We start from the raw sequence: 15,522 nt of genomic DNA on the forward strand, positions 1-15,522 counted from the left end.
AAAAAAGCGCCCCGAAGGGCGCTTTCAAAGTACTGCTCGACGCGATCTTCCGGCGGGCCGAAGCCCAGCCGGATCATGCGTTGCTTATTAGAACTTGTGGCGGATGCCAGCGACGACGAGCGTCTGCGAACGGCCGCTTGCCGTGCCAGCCGATGCGTCGATGGCGGCGTTCAGGTTCTTCGAAGCCTTCTGGTAGGCACCGCTCAGGTAGACGTCCGTGCGCTTCGACAGGTTGTAGTCGGCGCCCAGGTTGGTCTGCCAGAAGTGGCCCGACACGCCCGCTTGACGCACGCCCGTGTACGTTTCGCCCACAGCCAGCACGAGTGCCGGCGTCAGTTGGAAGCGGAAGCTGCCTTCGTAGTTGTTGAAGTGGATCGAGCCGCCGGTTGCAGTCAGGCCACCCGTTGCATTGCTGAACAACGAGCCCGTGTAGAGCAGGCCGACCGTTGCCGGGCCGAATGCGTACGTGCCGCCCAAGCCCCACTGATCGATGCGGTTGCCACCGAAAGGATACGGATTCGGCGTCCCCGCCGAGTTAAAGAGCGAGCCGGCGCTGTTGGCGAAGGGGTTCTGCGCACGCGCATAGCCGGCGCCGAGGTTCAGCGGGCCCATCGCGTAGCTAGCACCGAGGCTGTACGTACGGTTGTTGGCGAAGTTGGCGCCGTTCGAGAACCCGTACAACGCTTCTGCTTGGAAGCCAGCAATCTTCGGCGACGTGTACTTGACGGAGTTATCGCTGCGGAACGAGTTGTTCAGGTTGTCGTTATCGTACGGATGCGTTGCGTACTGCGTGAGCGCGGATGCAACGTCAGTCGGTGCGACGAAATCTTGAATCGCGTTGTACTGACGGCCCATCGTGACCGAACCGAAGTTACCGCTCAGACCGACGTAAGCTTGACGGCCGAACTGACGACCACCTTGGCCGAGCGAGCCGTTGTTCGGGTTGAAGCCGTTTTCCAACTTGAAGATTGCCTTCAGGCCGCCACCGAGGTCTTCAGCGCCCGTCAAGCCCCAACGCGAGCCCGACTCGTTGCCGCTAGCCATCGCCCACGTCGACTTGCCAGCCGCGTTCGAGTTGCTCGTGTAAGCGATGCCGATGTCAACGATGCCATACAGCGTGACGGTGCTCTGCGCGTGAGCAGCGCCAGCGAACATACCCAAAGCTGCCAGTGCGAGAAGTGATTTTTTCATCAAATAGGTCTCCGAGACGAAGAGAGTTGCAGTGCGAGCAACCCGGATAGGTAAATTTCTAGCCGCGGACCCCTCCACTTTTTAGGGTGGTTGGCGTGCCGCGGGTCCAGGCAGTCGAGGGCGATACTAGGCATGTCGCCTCGCGACCCTTATTAGGGAAATCCCTAGTTGTTTCCTATTATTGCGAATATTGAAACGCACTGATGCAACCGGAGGATCGCGCTCGGCCTTGACATACAAGGGGCAGGGAGGAAGTAGCTGCTTAATTCATATTGCGGTTTGTTGCTGTCTCGCCACATCTTTTGTCTGCACCATTGTTGCGAATACGTTGAAGAAAAAGCGACGTTTCGGCGAGATGTGTGGGCCGTGTCCCGTTAGACGTAAGGTGCCGGGGTGAAATCGGGCCGCCGCCTCGTGTAATCGTGGTGAGATCGTCGCCGCATTCCATTGCCGCCCGGGCGATAAAAAACCCGCGGCTCGAGCGTGAGCACGCGGGTTGGCATCTGTGTCTCGGAAGCACGAACTGCGCCGGCGAAACACCCCTATCGCTCAGGCGAAACCGCTGTCCCGATTCCGGGCATCAATCCGTCGCCGACGAAGCCGCTCCATGGCTGAGCCAGTCCAGCACGGCGGCGGCATCGTCGGCGCCGGCCGCGCGAGCCTTCGTCACGGCCTGCGTCATTTCGTCCGTCGGCACGGCACGCCGAATGGCCACCCCCACCGCAAGAATGTCGATCATCACCAGATGCAAGACCCGCGAGATCATCGAGAGCTGCGATTCGCGAATCTCGATGTGGTCGGTTTCGAGCGCGACCGTGGCGCGCTTGGCGAGCGGCGTATTGCTCGACGTGATCGCGATCACCTGCGCGCCGGCTTGCATCGCGACGTCGAGCACGCGCAGCAGTTCGGGCGCGCGGCCGGACTTCGACACGGCGACGATGACGTCGCCCTTGCCGAGCAGCGCGGCCGACGCCGCCTGCATATAGAGATCGCCGTAGGCGATCGTCGGGATGCCGAAGCGGAAGAACTTGTAATGGGCGTCCTGCGCGACGATGTTCGAATTGCCGAGCCCGTAGAACTCGATCCGACGTGCACCGTTGAGCAGTTCGATGGCGCGCTCGACGTGCTCGAAGTTCAAATGCTCGCGCAGTTGCAAGATCGCCGACACCGTATTGTCGAGCACCTTGGCGCCGAAGTCGGTGGCCGTATCGCCCAAATGCACCTGGCTATGGCTGACGGGGATCGTGCCCGTCAGGCCGGTTGCGAGCTTGAGCTTGAAATCCGAGAGCCCTTGGCAGCCCAGCGACCGGCAAAAGCGGATGACCGTCGGCTGGCTCACGTCGGCCTTGCGCGCGATGTCGACGATCGGATCGCTGATGATCGAGCGCGGGTGGTTCAGCGCGAGATCGGCAACGCGGCGTTCGGCCGGGGTGAGGGCATCGCGCATCTGGCGGATCCGCTCGAACACGGCCGAGGAGCCGCCGCCGGCACGGTTCGACAACTGCTCGGCCAGGATCGCCGAGACGCCGAGGAATGCCGGGTACTCGGCCGTGATGAGATAGGTGGGCACGTTTGCCAGATAGGGCGCGAAGCGGCCCTTCGCCTCGAACCGCTCACGGAACGATGAGCGCAGGAACAGCTCGCCGAGCTTCAGCACGACGCCGCCGCCTATATAGATGCCGCCCAGCGCGCCGAGCGTCACCGCCAAATTGCCGGCGAACGTGCCGAGAATGCCGCAGAAGCATTCGACCGCTTCGAGCGCGAGCGCATCGCCCGCGTGGGCTCGATCCACCACATAAGCGGGATCGACCGTCGGCGCCACGCGCTTTTTATCGCGTGCGGCCAGCGCTCGGTAGATCAATTCGATGCCTGGGCCCGCCGCCACGCGCTCGAACGAGACGTGCGGCCACTTCTTGCGCGCATATTGCATGACGATATCTTCGCGCTCGTCCATCGGCGCGAACGTCGCATGCCCGCCTTCGCTGCCGAGGGCAATCCAGCGGTCGTCGGCGGGAATCAGGCCCGATACGCCGAGCCCCGTGCCCGGGCCGAGCAGCCCGATCACGCTGTTTTGCCGACGCGAGCCGCCGCCCACTTGCGTGCGCTGCGCGTCGGTCAGGCCCGGCAGGGCCATGGCGAGCGCCGTGAAATCGTTGACGACGAGCAGCGTGTCGAACCCGAGTGCCCGCCGCGTGGCCTCGATCGAAAACGCCCACTTGAAATTCGTCATGCTGACTTGATCGCCGTCGACGGGATTCGCAATGGCGATCGCCGCATGGTTGACGCGGCCGACCTTCGTATCCTTCAGATACTTCTTCAGTACGTCCTCGATCGTCGGGTACTCGGCGCACGGGTACACGCGAATCTGTGAAATCTCCCCCGGTTCGGTTTCGAGCGCGAAGCGCGCGTTCGTGCCGCCGATGTCGGCGAGCAGGCGCGGACCGTCGGCGTGCTGGCGTGCGCCCGGTACCGAAACAGCTTTATTTTGCAGACCAGTAGACATCGAGTCTGACTCCCTTGTCGTTTGCCAGCTTCGAGATGGCGTTTTCTTGCGGTGCTGACGCGGCCGCTTTGAGGACGTCGAGCTTACGTTCGCCCGAGATCAATAGGAATAGCCGGTCGATGCGCTTCAGCGCGGACATCGACAGGCTCACGCGCGCGTGCGGGGCGGCACCCGGGTGCACGGCGACGTAGCGTTCGTCCGTTTGGAGCGCATGCGCCCATTCGGCGGCGGGCGCATCGGCGAAAAGCGAGGCGGTATGACCGTCCTCGCCCATGCCGAGCACCGCGACGTTGGGCAGCGCGTAGGAAGGATCGGCGTTCAGCGCGGCGATGCGTGCGTCGAGCGGCACCGAGACGTCGACGAGCGGCGCGAAGCGGGCAGCGGCGGCCGCTTGTGCGAGCAGCGTCTCGCGCACGAGCCGCGCATTGCTCGCGTTGTCGGTGTCGGGCACCCAGCGGTCGTCCACGAGTGTGACGTCGACGCGCGCCCATTCGAGCGGCTCGAGCGCGAGTGCTTGGAACAGCGGACGCGGGCTCGTGCCGCCTGACACGGCCAGCGTGGCACGCGTGGCGGGGGCTGCGGCAAGCGATGCGCCGAGCGCAGCACTCACGGCCTTGGCCAGCGCGTCGGCTTGAACGCGCGGATCGTCAAAAGCGTGAAGCTCGATCACTTCTCCTCCAGACTGCTTTTTTGTATGTTTCATCGCCGGCGACGCTGCGCGCTTTCGAGCGCGTTCTCTGTATTAAACGCTGCTTGTGCTGCCGAATGTCGCGTTGCCGGTTCGTCGTTCCGTCGCACCGATACGTCAGTTACGTCAGTTCTCTTCTTCGAGCCAGCAGGTGCCGTGCTGCGCGAGCATGGCACTCGCGGCGGCAGGGCCCCAGGTGCCGGCCGCATACGGCTTCGGCGGCTTGTTCGACGCGGCCCACTCGTTCAGGATCGGCTCGACCCAGGTCCACGCCGCTTCTTGCTCGTCGCGCCGCACGAACAGCGCGAGGCGTCCGTTGATGACGTCGAGCAGCAGGCGCTGATAAGCCTCCATTTGCCCTTCCTTGAAGAACTGATCGAAGGCGAGGTCGAGGTGCACGCTCGAGAGGTTCATGCCTTCGCCGGGCTGTTTGGCCAGGCAGTATAGGCGGATCGACTCGTTCGGCTGCAGCCGGATCACGAGCCGGTTCGCGCCAGGCCGCAACGCGGTGGGCCCGAGCGCCGAATGCGGCACCGGCCGGAAATTGACGACGATTTCGGCCACGCGCTCGGCCAGCCGCTTGCCCGTGCGCAGGAAGAACGGCACGCCCGCCCAGCGCCAGTTTTCGATTTCGGCCTTCAGCGCCACGAACGTTTCGGTCGTGCTTTGCGGCTTCACGCCGTGCTCAGTAGCGTAGGCCGGCACCGAACTGCCCTTGATGACGCCCGAGTGATACTGGCCGCGCACGGCGATCTTCGAAATATCGCGCGTATCGATCGGCTTCAATGCGCGCAGCACGCGCAGCTTTTCGTCGCGGACCGAATCGGAATCCATCGAATGAGGCGGCTCCATCGCGACGATCGAGAGCAGTTGCAGCAGATGGTTTTGCACCATGTCGCGCAGCGCACCCGTATTGTCGTAGAAATCGCCGCGCGCCTCGACGCCGAGCTCTTCGGCGATCGTGATCTGAATGCTTTCGACCCACTCGCGGCGCCACAGCGGCTCGAACAGCGCGTTGCCGAAGCGCAGCGCGAGCAAATTCTGCACGGGCTCTTTCCCGAGGTAGTGGTCGATCCGGTAGATCTGCTCCTCGGCGAAGATCTCGCCCACGGCGTCGTTGATCGCGTTCGACGAGCGCAGATCGTAGCCGAGCGGCTTCTCGAGCACGATTCGTGCGCTCTCGTTCAGGCCGACCGATGCCAGCGCGCGGCAGATCGGCACGAACAGCGAGGGCCCCGTCGCGAGATAGAACACGCGCGTGCCGGGCAAGTCCTGAACCGCATCGCGCAACAGCCCGAAATCCTCGGGCTTGCCGAGGTCCAGCTTCACGTAGGCGATGCGCTCGAGGAAACGCTGCCACGCGGCTTCGTCGAGCCCGCCCTTGGAGACGTGCGACTTGACGTTGCCGTTGACCCATTCGATATAGCCGTCGCGGTCGGCGGCGTGCCGAGCCACGGCAACGATCTTGCCTTGCTCGGACAGCATGCCCGCACGGTGGGCCTCGTACAGCGCGGGAAGGATCTTTCGCATCGACAGATCGCCGGTCCCGCCGAAGAGAACGAAGGTGAAGCCTGAGTCGATTTGCATGAGTCGTGAGCCGAAGTCAAAGGGTTGCGGGGCGCGATTCGAGAAACGGGTGCTCGGGTGGCTGCTCGAAGTTGCGGCGTCGGATAGTGTCTCGCGGAGTGCCTTGTAGCGCGATAAAAATAATTTTGACACTGAATTGTAGTTTAACTACAATCCAAATCAAGAGGTGAACGTCGATCGATTGCAAAAACCTTGCGCTGGCAGATGCAGCGGGAAGGTGTGGCCGGTCGGCGGCAACGCGCCGCGTGTTCCTTATTCATACCGCGCGTGCATGTTAGCAGCGCCGTTTACGAAGCGCTGCCTCCCCGAGCTCGATCCGCGCGACGCGGGCCGGCCGAATTCAAAAGAGGAGACAGTCGTTGAGCTTGGAAGCACGCATTCCCCGATGATCCTTCGCGGCCGAGCTCGGCCCGCCGGCGCGCCTCGCGCGGCAAGCGGCTCGGCCCCATCCAGTTGTTGTTCCGTAGCACCCAACCATCGTTCCCCAGCCACTCGAAAAGGGGAGCACTCGTTACTAGGTCAGTAGTCTGGAGGAGATAAAGAATGAAAGTTCGCGCGATCATGGCTGCGCTGTGCGCCACGGGGCTGATGCTGGGCGTGTCGGCGGCTCAGGCGGGTGAATCCGTCGAAGTGCTGCACTGGTGGACCTCGGGCGGTGAATCGAAGGCCATCGGCGTCCTCAAGGACGACATGACCAAGCAGGGCTATACGTGGAAGGACTTCGCGGTCGCGGGCGGCGCGGGTGCGGCGGCCATGACGGCACTGAAGACGCAGGTGATCTCGGGCAACGCGCCGAGCGCCGCGCAGATCAAGGGGCCGCTGATCAAGGAATGGGCCGACCAAGACGTGCTCGTGAACATCGATTCGGTTGCCAAGTCGGAAGACTGGAAGAAGAATCTGCCGCCGCAGATCGACAAGATCATGCAGGCTGACGGCCATTACGTCGCCGCGCCGTTCTCGGTGCACCGCGTGAACTGGCTGTACATCAACAAGGCTGCGCTCGACAAGGCCGGTGGCAAGGTGCCCGCGAATTGGGACGAGTTCTTCAAGCTCGCCGACAAGATGAAGGCCGACGGCATCATGCCGATCGCGATGGGCGGCCAGCCGTGGCAAGACTTCACGGTGTGGGAAGACGTCGTGCTGTCGCAAGGCGCCGATTTCTACAAGAAGGCGATCGTCGATCTCGACCAAAAGACGCTGACCTCCCCGCAGATGGTCAAGGTGTTCGACACGGTCCGCAAGCTGACGACCTACTTCGACAACGCGCGCACGGGCCGCGACTGGAACCTCGCCACGGCGATGGTCATCAACGGCAAGGCCGGCATGCAGTTCATGGGCGACTGGGCGAAGGGCGAGTTCGCGAACGCGAACAAGAAGCCGGGCACGGACTACGTCTGCGCGCCGGTGCCGGGCACGGACAAGGCTTACACGTTCAACGTCGACTCGTTCGTGTTCTTCAAGCAGAAGGGCCAGAGCGCCGCAACGCCGGGTCAGCTCGCGCTTGCCAAGACGATCATGAGCCCCGAGTTCCAAAAGCAGTTCAGCTTGTACAAGGGCTCGATCCCCGTTCGTCTCGGCGTGGACATGAGCAGCTACGACGCTTGCGCGAAGAAGTCGTACTCGGATGAGCAGGCCGCGATCAAGGCCGGCGGCTACGTGCCGTCGCTGGCGCACGGCATGGCTCAGGGCGACGCAACGGCCGGCGCGATGAGCGACGTCGTCACGAAGTTCATGAACTCGAACGAATCGTCGCAAGACGCCGTGGCCGCGCTCGCGAAGGCAGCGCAGACGAAGTAAGCGTAGTTCCAGGGGCGGTGCGTGCGCTCGATGCGCGCCCGCCCGCGTCACTCTAGCCGGCCGTGCGCGCCTTCGCAGCGTTCGGCTCGTCGCGGCCGGCATGCAAGCACTCAGGAGTCGAGTAGTGGCTGCCTCTCTAAGCGGAAAAGGGAACAACGTGGCGCACGTTCCACCCCGCACATCGTCGATATCGGCGCTCGCCGATCGCTGGATCCCGAAGCTCGTGCTTTCGCCTAGCGTGGCGATCAGCCTGGTATTCGTCTACGGCTTCATTCTGATCACCGGCTATCTGTCGCTTTCGAAATCGCGGCTGATGCCCAATTACACGTTCGCCGGGCTCACGCGCTACAGCGAACTGTTTCAAAACGACGTCTGGTGGACGTCCGCGAAAAACCTCGGCTGGTTCGGCATTCCGTTCATCGCGATCTGCATCGGGCTCGGGCTCTTCCTGGCCATCTTGCTCGATCAAAAGATCCGCAGTGAAGGCGCGCTGCGCGCCGTCTTCCTGTATCCGATGGCGCTGTCGTTCATCGTGACGGGCACGGCTTGGCAGTGGATCTTGAATCCCGCGCTCGGCCTCGAAAAGGTGTTTCACGACTGGGGGTGGACGAGCTTCTCGTTTCATTGGCTCGACGATCCCGACAAGGCCATCTTCTGTATCGTCATCGCGGCGGTATGGCAATCGACGGGCTTCGTCATGGCCTTGTTCCTCGCGGGCCTGCGAGGCGTCGACGCCGAAATCTTCAAGGCGGCGCAGGTGGACGGCGCAACGCTGCCCACGATCTACCGCAAGATCGTGATTCCGAGCATGCGTCCGGTGTTCTTCTCCGTGCTGTTGATCCTGTGCCACATCACGATCAAGACGTTCGATCTCGTCGTTGCCATGACGGCGGGCGGCCCAGGTACGTCGTCGTCGCTGCCGGCGATGTTCATGTACACGTTTTCGTTCAACCGCGGGCAGCTCGGCGTGGGTGCCGCGTCGTCGATGATGATGCTCGCCACCGTCGTTGCCGTGCTCGTCCCCCTCATGTACTTGGAATCGAGGAGCACCCGCAATGCAGCCTAAGCTGACGTTCAGTCGCGCGTTCATCTACGCTGCGCTCGCGCTGTTCGCGCTGTACTTCCTGTTCCCGATCTACGTGATGCTGTCCACGTCGTTCAAGGATCTCGATCAACTGCACACGGGCAACTTGCTGACGCCGCCGTCGCACTGGACGATGGCGCCGTGGGTGAAGGCTTGGAGCGAGGCCTGCACGGGCGTGCGCTGCGAGGGCATGCGTCCGTTCTTCATGAACTCGATCCGGATGGTGATCCCGGCCGTGCTGATCTCGTCGATCATCGGAGCGTTCAACGGCTACGTGCTGACTCACTGGCGCTTCCGCGGCGCCGACGCCATCTTTACGATGCTGCTCGTCGGCTGCTTCATCCCGTTTCAGACGATCCTGCTGCCGATGGCTCGTCTGCTCGGGTTCGTCGGGATCTCGAACACGATTACGGGCCTGGTGGTGGTGCACGTCGTCTACGGCATTGCCTTCACGACGATGTTCTTCCGCAATTTCTACGTCAGCATCCCGGCGGAGCTCGTGAAAGCGGCGCGCATCGATGGCGCCGGCTTCTTCATGATCTTCACGCGGATCCTGCTGCCCGTGTCGCTGCCGATCTTCATGGTCTGCGTCATTTGGCAATTCACGCAGATTTGGAACGACTTCCTGTTCGGGATCGTGTTCTCGGGAGTCGATTCGATGCCGATCACGGTGGCGTTGAACAACCTCGTGAATACGTCGACGGGTGTGAAGGAATACAACGTCGACATGGCTGCGGCGATCATCGCGGCGTTGCCGACGCTCCTCGTCTATGTCATTGCCGGCCGCTACTTCGTGCGCGGCTTGACGGCGGGCGCGGTGAAGGGCTGATTGGACGGTTTGCCCGGCGCGCGGCGCGGCGATTCGCTCCGTACCGCGCGACGAGCGCATCGCGTATCCCATCGCATATTCGAAAGCAGAGCAGATTAAAGGATTTTCAGCATGGCAAGCCTTTCCATCCGCGACGTATACAAGACCTATCCGAACGGCGTGCCCGTCCTGAAGGGTGTCGACATCGATATCGAGGACGGCCAGTTCTTGATTCTCGTCGGCGGCTCCGGGTGCGGGAAGTCGACGCTGCTCAACATGATCGCCGGCCTCGAGACGGTCACCAAAGGCGAGATCTGCATCGACGGCAAGGTCGTCAACAACCTGTCGCCGAAGGATCGCGACATCGCGATGGTGTTCCAGTCGTACGCGCTGTATCCGTCGATGACGGTGCGCGAGAACATTTCGTTCGGCTTGAACATCCGCAAGGTGCCGAAGAAGGAGCAGTCGCAAATCGTCGATCGCGTCTCGCAGATGCTGCAGATCGATCACCTGCTCGATCGCAAGCCCGGGCAATTATCGGGCGGCCAGCGTCAGCGCGTGGCGATGGGCCGGGCGCTCGCGCGCGATCCCGTGATGTTCCTGTTCGATGAACCGCTCTCGAACCTCGATGCGAAGCTGCGGATCGAGATGCGCTCCGAGATCAAGCTGTTGCATCAGCGCCTGGGCACGACGATCGTCTACGTCACGCACGATCAGATCGAGGCGATGACGCTCGGCGATCGCATCGCCGTGATGAAGGACGGCATCGTGCAACAGTTCGGTGCCCCGCAGGATATTTACGATTCGCCGTCGAACCTGTTCGTGGCCGGCTTCATCGGCGCGCCGCCGATGAACTTCATCGAAGGCAATCTCGTCGAACAGGGCGCGGGCATCGGGATCGAGATCGATACGGGCGTCGAACGCAGCGTTTTGAAGCTGCCGTTCGAGGCAGGCCGCGTGAAGGCGCACGTCGGGCAAAAGGTCATTCTCGGCCTGCGGCCCGAGCGCCTGACCGATGCGCGCGGCGCTCACGATGCCAACAGCAGCGATCTGCAGGCGCTCAAGGTGAACGTCGACGTCATCGAGCCGACGGGCCCGGATACGCTCGTTTTTGCCCAGATCAACGGCAAGCGCACGGTCAGCCGTGTGCACCCGGCCTCGAATCCGCAAGCGCAGCAAAGCATGACGCTGCTTGCCGATGTCTCCAAGGCCGTGCTGTTCGACCCGTCGACCGAAGCGCGCATCGCCTGAGTACGGCGCGGCGCAGCACGGCGGCACGATATGAACGGGGCGCTTCATGCGCCCCGTGTCGTATGGGGCGGTCTTGCCCCTCGCACTCGCTGTGCGCTTACCTCAGATCTCACCGCCGGCCTCCACCTCATCCCACCGATCCTCCCCGGGCTCCTACGGACGCGGGCTAATCGCTCATGCTCCGACGCGGTGCGCGGCGATGTTCGTGTCGCTCGCCATGCTTCATTCGGGTGCGCACCGATGCCCCGAAGCGGCGAGCGCCACGCGACGAATGCCCGGAGCGGCCCGCCGGGCCGACGTCGGCACACAAGTTGCATAAATCCGTTCCAACCCCACGGTAGAGCATGAGGCAGCCGTGGCCCGGGTTTTCCCCGTGTCGCCCTACGCCTCGTCGCCAGCTACCTTGATGGGGGAGCCCGGCGAATCGCTTCGACCGGACTGCCGAGGACGGCCGCCGCGTGCCGCCGCCTCACCGAAGAATGCTTGATACCGAACGGCAACGACACGATGCCCGAAAGGGCCGTTGCCGGACTCGACCGGCGGCCGGTGAACGGCCGCTACAACGAACGGGAAAATCGGCCATGAAGCAAGCCTTCTTCAGCGAGATGTTCGAGCGCAATGGGCCCGCCGTTGCCGGCGTGCCCGCACTCGACTTTCACCGATGCGGTGAAGCTCGCGCGCACTACCATCCGTTCTTCTCCTGGATGTGCGCGCAGAGCGAGCAGCAGATGAGCAACAAGCGCGCGGAAGCGGATCTCAACTTCCGCCGTGTCGGCATCACGTTCGCCGTTTACGGCGCGAAGGATGCCACCGGCGTCGGCACGGAACGGACGATTCCGTTCGACGTCATCCCCCGCATTTTTCCGGCGCACGAATGGGCCGCGCTCGAACAGGGGCTGCGCCAGCGTGTGGGCGCGCTGAACCGGTTCATTCACGACATCTACCACGAGCAGGCGATCGTGCGCGCGGGCGTCATCCCCGCCGAACAGATTCTCGCGAATGGTCAGTACCGCCCGCAGATGCAAGGCGTGAACGTGGCGCGCGACATCTATGCGCATATTGCCGGCATCGACATCGTGCGCGCGGGTGCCGGCGAGTTCTACGTGCTCGAAGACAATCTGCGCGTGCCGTCCGGCGTGTCGTACATGCTCGAAAACCGCAAGATGATGATGCGGCTATTCCCCGATCTATTTGCGCGCAATCGCGTCGCACCCGTCGCGCACTATCCGGACCTGCTGCTCGATACGCTGCGTGCCGCCGCACCGGGCGGCGTCGACAATCCGACGATCGTGGTCCTCACGCCGGGCATGTACAACTCCGCGTATTTCGAGCATGCGTTTCTGGCGCAGCAGATGGGCGTGGAACTCGTCGAAGGGCAGGATTTGTTCGTCGATGCGGGCGTCGTCTACATGCGCACCACGCAAGGGCCGCAGCGCGTGGACGTCATCTATCGGCGTGTCGACGACGACTTTCTCGACCCCGAAGTGTTCCGCCCCGATTCGACGCTCGGCGCGGCCGGCTTGCTGTCCGCCTATCGCGCGGGCAACGTCACGTTGGCCAATGCAGTGGGCACCGGTGTCGCCGACGACAAATCGATTTACCCGTACGTGCCGGACATGATTCGGTTCTACCTCGGCGAAGAGCCGATCCTGAACAACGTGCCGACGTGGATGTGCCGTAAGCCGGACGATCTTCGCTACGTGCTCGATCATTTGCCCGAGCTCGTCGTCAAGGAAACGCATGGCGCGGGGGGCTACGGCATGCTGGTCGGGCCGGCTTCGACGGCGGCCGAAATCGAGACGTTCCGCGCCGTGCTGCTTGCGCACCCCGAGAAGTACATCGCGCAGCCGACGCTCGCACTATCGACTTGCCCCACCTATGTCGAAAGCGGCATCGCGCCGCGCCACATCGATTTGCGCCCGTTCGTGCTGTCCGGCAGCGAGGTGCGCATGGTGCCGGGCGGCCTTACGCGGGTTGCCCTGCGCGAAGGCTCGCTCGTCGTCAATTCTTCGCAAGGGGGCGGCACCAAGGACACCTGGGTGCTGGAGCAATAGCTGGAGCAATAAGCAGTGATTCGCGCATAGGCGCCGTGACGCGGCGCCGGCCTCGTTTCGAACATGCCGTTCCGGAGACATCATGCTGAGCCGCACTGCCGACCATCTTTTCTGGATGGCACGTTACACCGAGCGCGCCGAGAACACGGCGCGCATGCTCGATGCGAATTATCAGCTTGCGCTCGTACCGCAATCGGACGAGTACGCGGCCCTTGGATGGCGCGCCATGCTTTCGATTTCGGAACTCGCCGGCCTCTATGCGGCCGCGCATCCGAGCATGGCCAGCCGCGATGTGATCGCATTCATGTCGAGCGACCGCGACAACCTTTCGTCGATCATCAATTGTTTGCGAGCCGCTCGCGAGAACGCCCGGGCGGTGCGCGGCTCGATCACGACCGAGCTCTGGGAGACGATCAACACGACTTGGCTCGACGCGCAGCGCATGCTGGCCGACGGCGTGCTCGAGCGCGATCCGTGCGAGTTTTTCGAATGGGTCAAGTTCCGCTCGCATCTCTCGCGTGGCGTGCAGCTCGGCACGATGCTGAGGGACGAAGCGTTCTACTTCATGCGGCTCGGCACCTTCCTCGAACGGGCCGACAACACGGCCCGCATCCTCGACGTCAAGTACGAGATGCTCGAGCAGCGCGGGGGCGCATTGGCGCAGCCGCTCGCGCAATCGCTCGATTACTATCACTGGGCGGCCGTATTGCGGTCGGTCTCGGGGTTCGAGGTCTACCGCAAGGTCTATCGCGACGTCATCGTGCCCGAGCGCGTCGCCAATTTGCTGATCCTGTTCGTGAATTGGCCGCGCTCGCTCGCGGCAAGCCTCGACGAACTCCGCCAGATCATCACGCAGGTGCGCAACGCGCGCTCGGCGCTGGCGGAAGCAATGGCCGCGCAGTTGCATGCGCACGTATGCGCCTCGCCGATCGGCGACATCCTGCGCGGCGGATTGCATGCGTGGCTCACCGATTTCCTCGTGCGCATCAACGAACTCGGTAGCTGCATCAGCCGCGATTTCCTCGTTCCCCTAGCGCCCGAGGAGGCCACGGTGCTCCCGATCGCGCCAGCGGCTTCGCAATCGCAATCTCAGTCGCTGTCTGAATCTCAATCCCAATCTCAATCCCAGGCGCAATCACAACCCCAGTCGCCAACGCAGTCGCACGCCGCCTAAGCGCTGCGTCCCGAATCGTTTCGTTCATCGCATCGAGGTTCACACGTGTCGATCCGCGTCGCGTTAAACCATGTCACGCTGTACCGCTATGACCGCCTCGTCACGCTCGGGCCGCAAGTCGTCCGCCTGCGTCCGGCGCCGCACTGCCGCACGCCGATCCTGAGCTACTCGATGCGCGTCGAGCCGGCGAACCACTTCGTCAACTGGCAGCAGGATGCCTTTGCCAACTACCAAGCGCGACTCGTCTTTCCCGAACCCACGCGCGAGTTCCGCGTCACCGTCGATCTCGTGGCGGAGATGTCGGTCTACAACCCGTTCGATTTTTTTCTCGAGCCCGAAGCGGAGCGCTATCCGTTCGACTATGCGCCGGCGCTCGCGGCCGAACTCGCGCCGTACCTCGTGCGCACCGCCGAACCGACACCGCGTTTCGCGGCCTTCATCGAAAGCATCGATCGCACGGCGTGCGGTACCGTCGATTTTCTCGTGGCGCTCAATCAGCGGCTAGCCCATGAGATCGGCTATCTGATCCGTATGGAGCCCGGCGTGCAGGCGCCGGAGGAAACGCTCGAAAGGGGCTCGGGCTCGTGCCGCGATACGGGCTGGCTGCTCGTCGAGACGTTGCGTCAGCTCGGCTTTGCCGCGCGCTTTGTCTCGGGCTATCTGCTGCAGTTGGCGCCCGACGAGAAAGCGATCGACGGCCCCAGCGGCACGGAGGCGGACTTCACCGATCTGCATGCCTGGTGCGAAGTCTATCTGCCCGGAGCGGGCTGGATCGGGTTCGATCCCACGTCAGGGCTGATGGCTGGTGAAGGGCATATCCCCGTCGCGTGCACGCCGCAGCCGGGGAGCGCCGCGCCCGTGGCGGGCGCGCTGGACGAGTGCGAGGTGCAATTCGACCACGCGATGACGATTACGCGCGTGCTCGAGGCGCCGCGCGTGACGAAGCCTTACGACGAGCCCGTTTGGCAAGAAATCGAGCGCGTGGGGGCCCAAGTCGACGACGATCTGGTGTCGATGGACGTGCGTCTCACGATGGGCGGTGAACCGACGTTCGTCTCGGTGCGCGATCGCGATGCGCCCGAGTGGAACACCGACGCGCTCGGGCCGACCAAGCGCGGCTACGCGGTCTCGTTGATGGACAAGCTGCGCGCCCGCTACGGCGCGCACGGGTTCTTGCACGTCGGGCAGGGCAAGTGGTATCCCGGCGAGCAATTGCCGCGCTGGGCGTTGTCGCTGTTCTGGCGCGAAGACGGCGAGCCGTGCTGGCACGACCCGGCGCTGTTCGCCGATGAGCGCGAGCCGATGGACTACACGGCCGACGATGCGCAGCGCTTCATTCGCCGTCTCGCCGAGAAGCTCGAACTCGATGCGGGCCATGTCCAGCC

The 15,522-nt window shown here is 63.4% G+C and carries 11 protein-coding genes; 7 read left to right on the top strand and 4 right to left on the bottom strand.

From position 1 onward, the window contains the following. Window positions 1-87: 87 nt before the first annotated feature. The 4 genes from ACTHNZ_RS20065 to zwf form a co-directional block, all read right to left on the bottom strand. Window positions 88-1,191 carry a porin gene (locus tag ACTHNZ_RS20065; protein WP_440544323.1) on the bottom strand — a complete coding sequence of 368 codons (1,104 nt, stop codon included), beginning with the start codon at window positions 1,189-1,191 and terminating at the stop codon, window positions 88-90. A 580-nt stretch (window positions 1,192-1,771) separates the two neighbouring features. Then, the gene (locus ACTHNZ_RS20070) at window positions 1,772-3,694 is read right to left on the bottom strand and encodes a bifunctional transcriptional regulator/glucokinase (RefSeq protein WP_440544324.1); all 1,923 of its coding nucleotides are present in this window, start codon (window positions 3,692-3,694) and stop codon (window positions 1,772-1,774) included. Beyond that, window positions 3,672-4,364, bottom strand: coding sequence for a 6-phosphogluconolactonase (gene pgl, locus ACTHNZ_RS20075; protein ID WP_440544326.1), 693 nt, complete (start codon window positions 4,362-4,364; stop codon window positions 3,672-3,674). Before pgl ends, ACTHNZ_RS20070 begins: the two co-directional genes overlap by 23 nt. A 144-nt stretch (window positions 4,365-4,508) precedes the next feature. Then, complete coding sequence (gene zwf / locus ACTHNZ_RS20080) at window positions 4,509-5,969, bottom strand: glucose-6-phosphate dehydrogenase (protein ID WP_440544327.1); 1,461 nt, start codon at window positions 5,967-5,969, stop codon at window positions 4,509-4,511. Between the two features lie 543 nt (window positions 5,970-6,512). On the opposite strand from zwf, the gene ACTHNZ_RS20085 reads away from it, so the two are divergent. The 7 genes from ACTHNZ_RS20085 to ACTHNZ_RS20115 form a co-directional block, all read left to right on the top strand. Further along, window positions 6,513-7,766: an ABC transporter substrate-binding protein gene (locus ACTHNZ_RS20085; protein ID WP_440544328.1), complete on the top strand. Its 1,254-nt coding sequence runs from the start codon at window positions 6,513-6,515 to the stop codon at window positions 7,764-7,766. 124 nt (window positions 7,767-7,890) lie between these two features. Continuing rightward, complete coding sequence (locus ACTHNZ_RS20090; RefSeq protein WP_440544329.1) at window positions 7,891-8,832, top strand: carbohydrate ABC transporter permease; 942 nt, start codon at window positions 7,891-7,893, stop codon at window positions 8,830-8,832. Next, entirely contained in the window at window positions 8,822-9,679 is an 858-nt protein-coding gene (locus tag ACTHNZ_RS20095) for a carbohydrate ABC transporter permease (RefSeq protein WP_440544330.1), read from the top strand. Before ACTHNZ_RS20090 ends, ACTHNZ_RS20095 begins: the two co-directional genes overlap by 11 nt. Window positions 9,680-9,790: 111 nt before the next feature. Beyond that, the gene (locus tag ACTHNZ_RS20100) at window positions 9,791-10,909 is read left to right on the top strand and encodes an ABC transporter ATP-binding protein (RefSeq protein WP_440544331.1); all 1,119 of its coding nucleotides are present in this window, start codon (window positions 9,791-9,793) and stop codon (window positions 10,907-10,909) included. A 581-nt stretch (window positions 10,910-11,490) separates the two neighbouring features. Further along, the gene (locus ACTHNZ_RS20105) at window positions 11,491-12,963 is read left to right on the top strand and encodes a circularly permuted type 2 ATP-grasp protein (RefSeq protein ID WP_440544332.1); all 1,473 of its coding nucleotides are present in this window, start codon (window positions 11,491-11,493) and stop codon (window positions 12,961-12,963) included. 82 nt (window positions 12,964-13,045) lie between these two features. After that, on the top strand, window positions 13,046-14,137 hold the full coding sequence (locus ACTHNZ_RS20110; RefSeq protein ID WP_440544333.1) for an alpha-E domain-containing protein: 1,092 nt from the start codon (window positions 13,046-13,048) through the stop codon (window positions 14,135-14,137). Between the two features lie 45 nt (window positions 14,138-14,182). Further along, the coding region (locus ACTHNZ_RS20115; protein WP_440544334.1) for a transglutaminase family protein at window positions 14,183-15,522 on the top strand (1,340 nt) is incomplete at its 3' end.

Origin of the sequence: Trinickia sp. (genome assembly GCF_051953955.1) — a bacterium.
Classification (GTDB): Bacteria; Pseudomonadota; Gammaproteobacteria; order Burkholderiales; family Burkholderiaceae; genus Trinickia.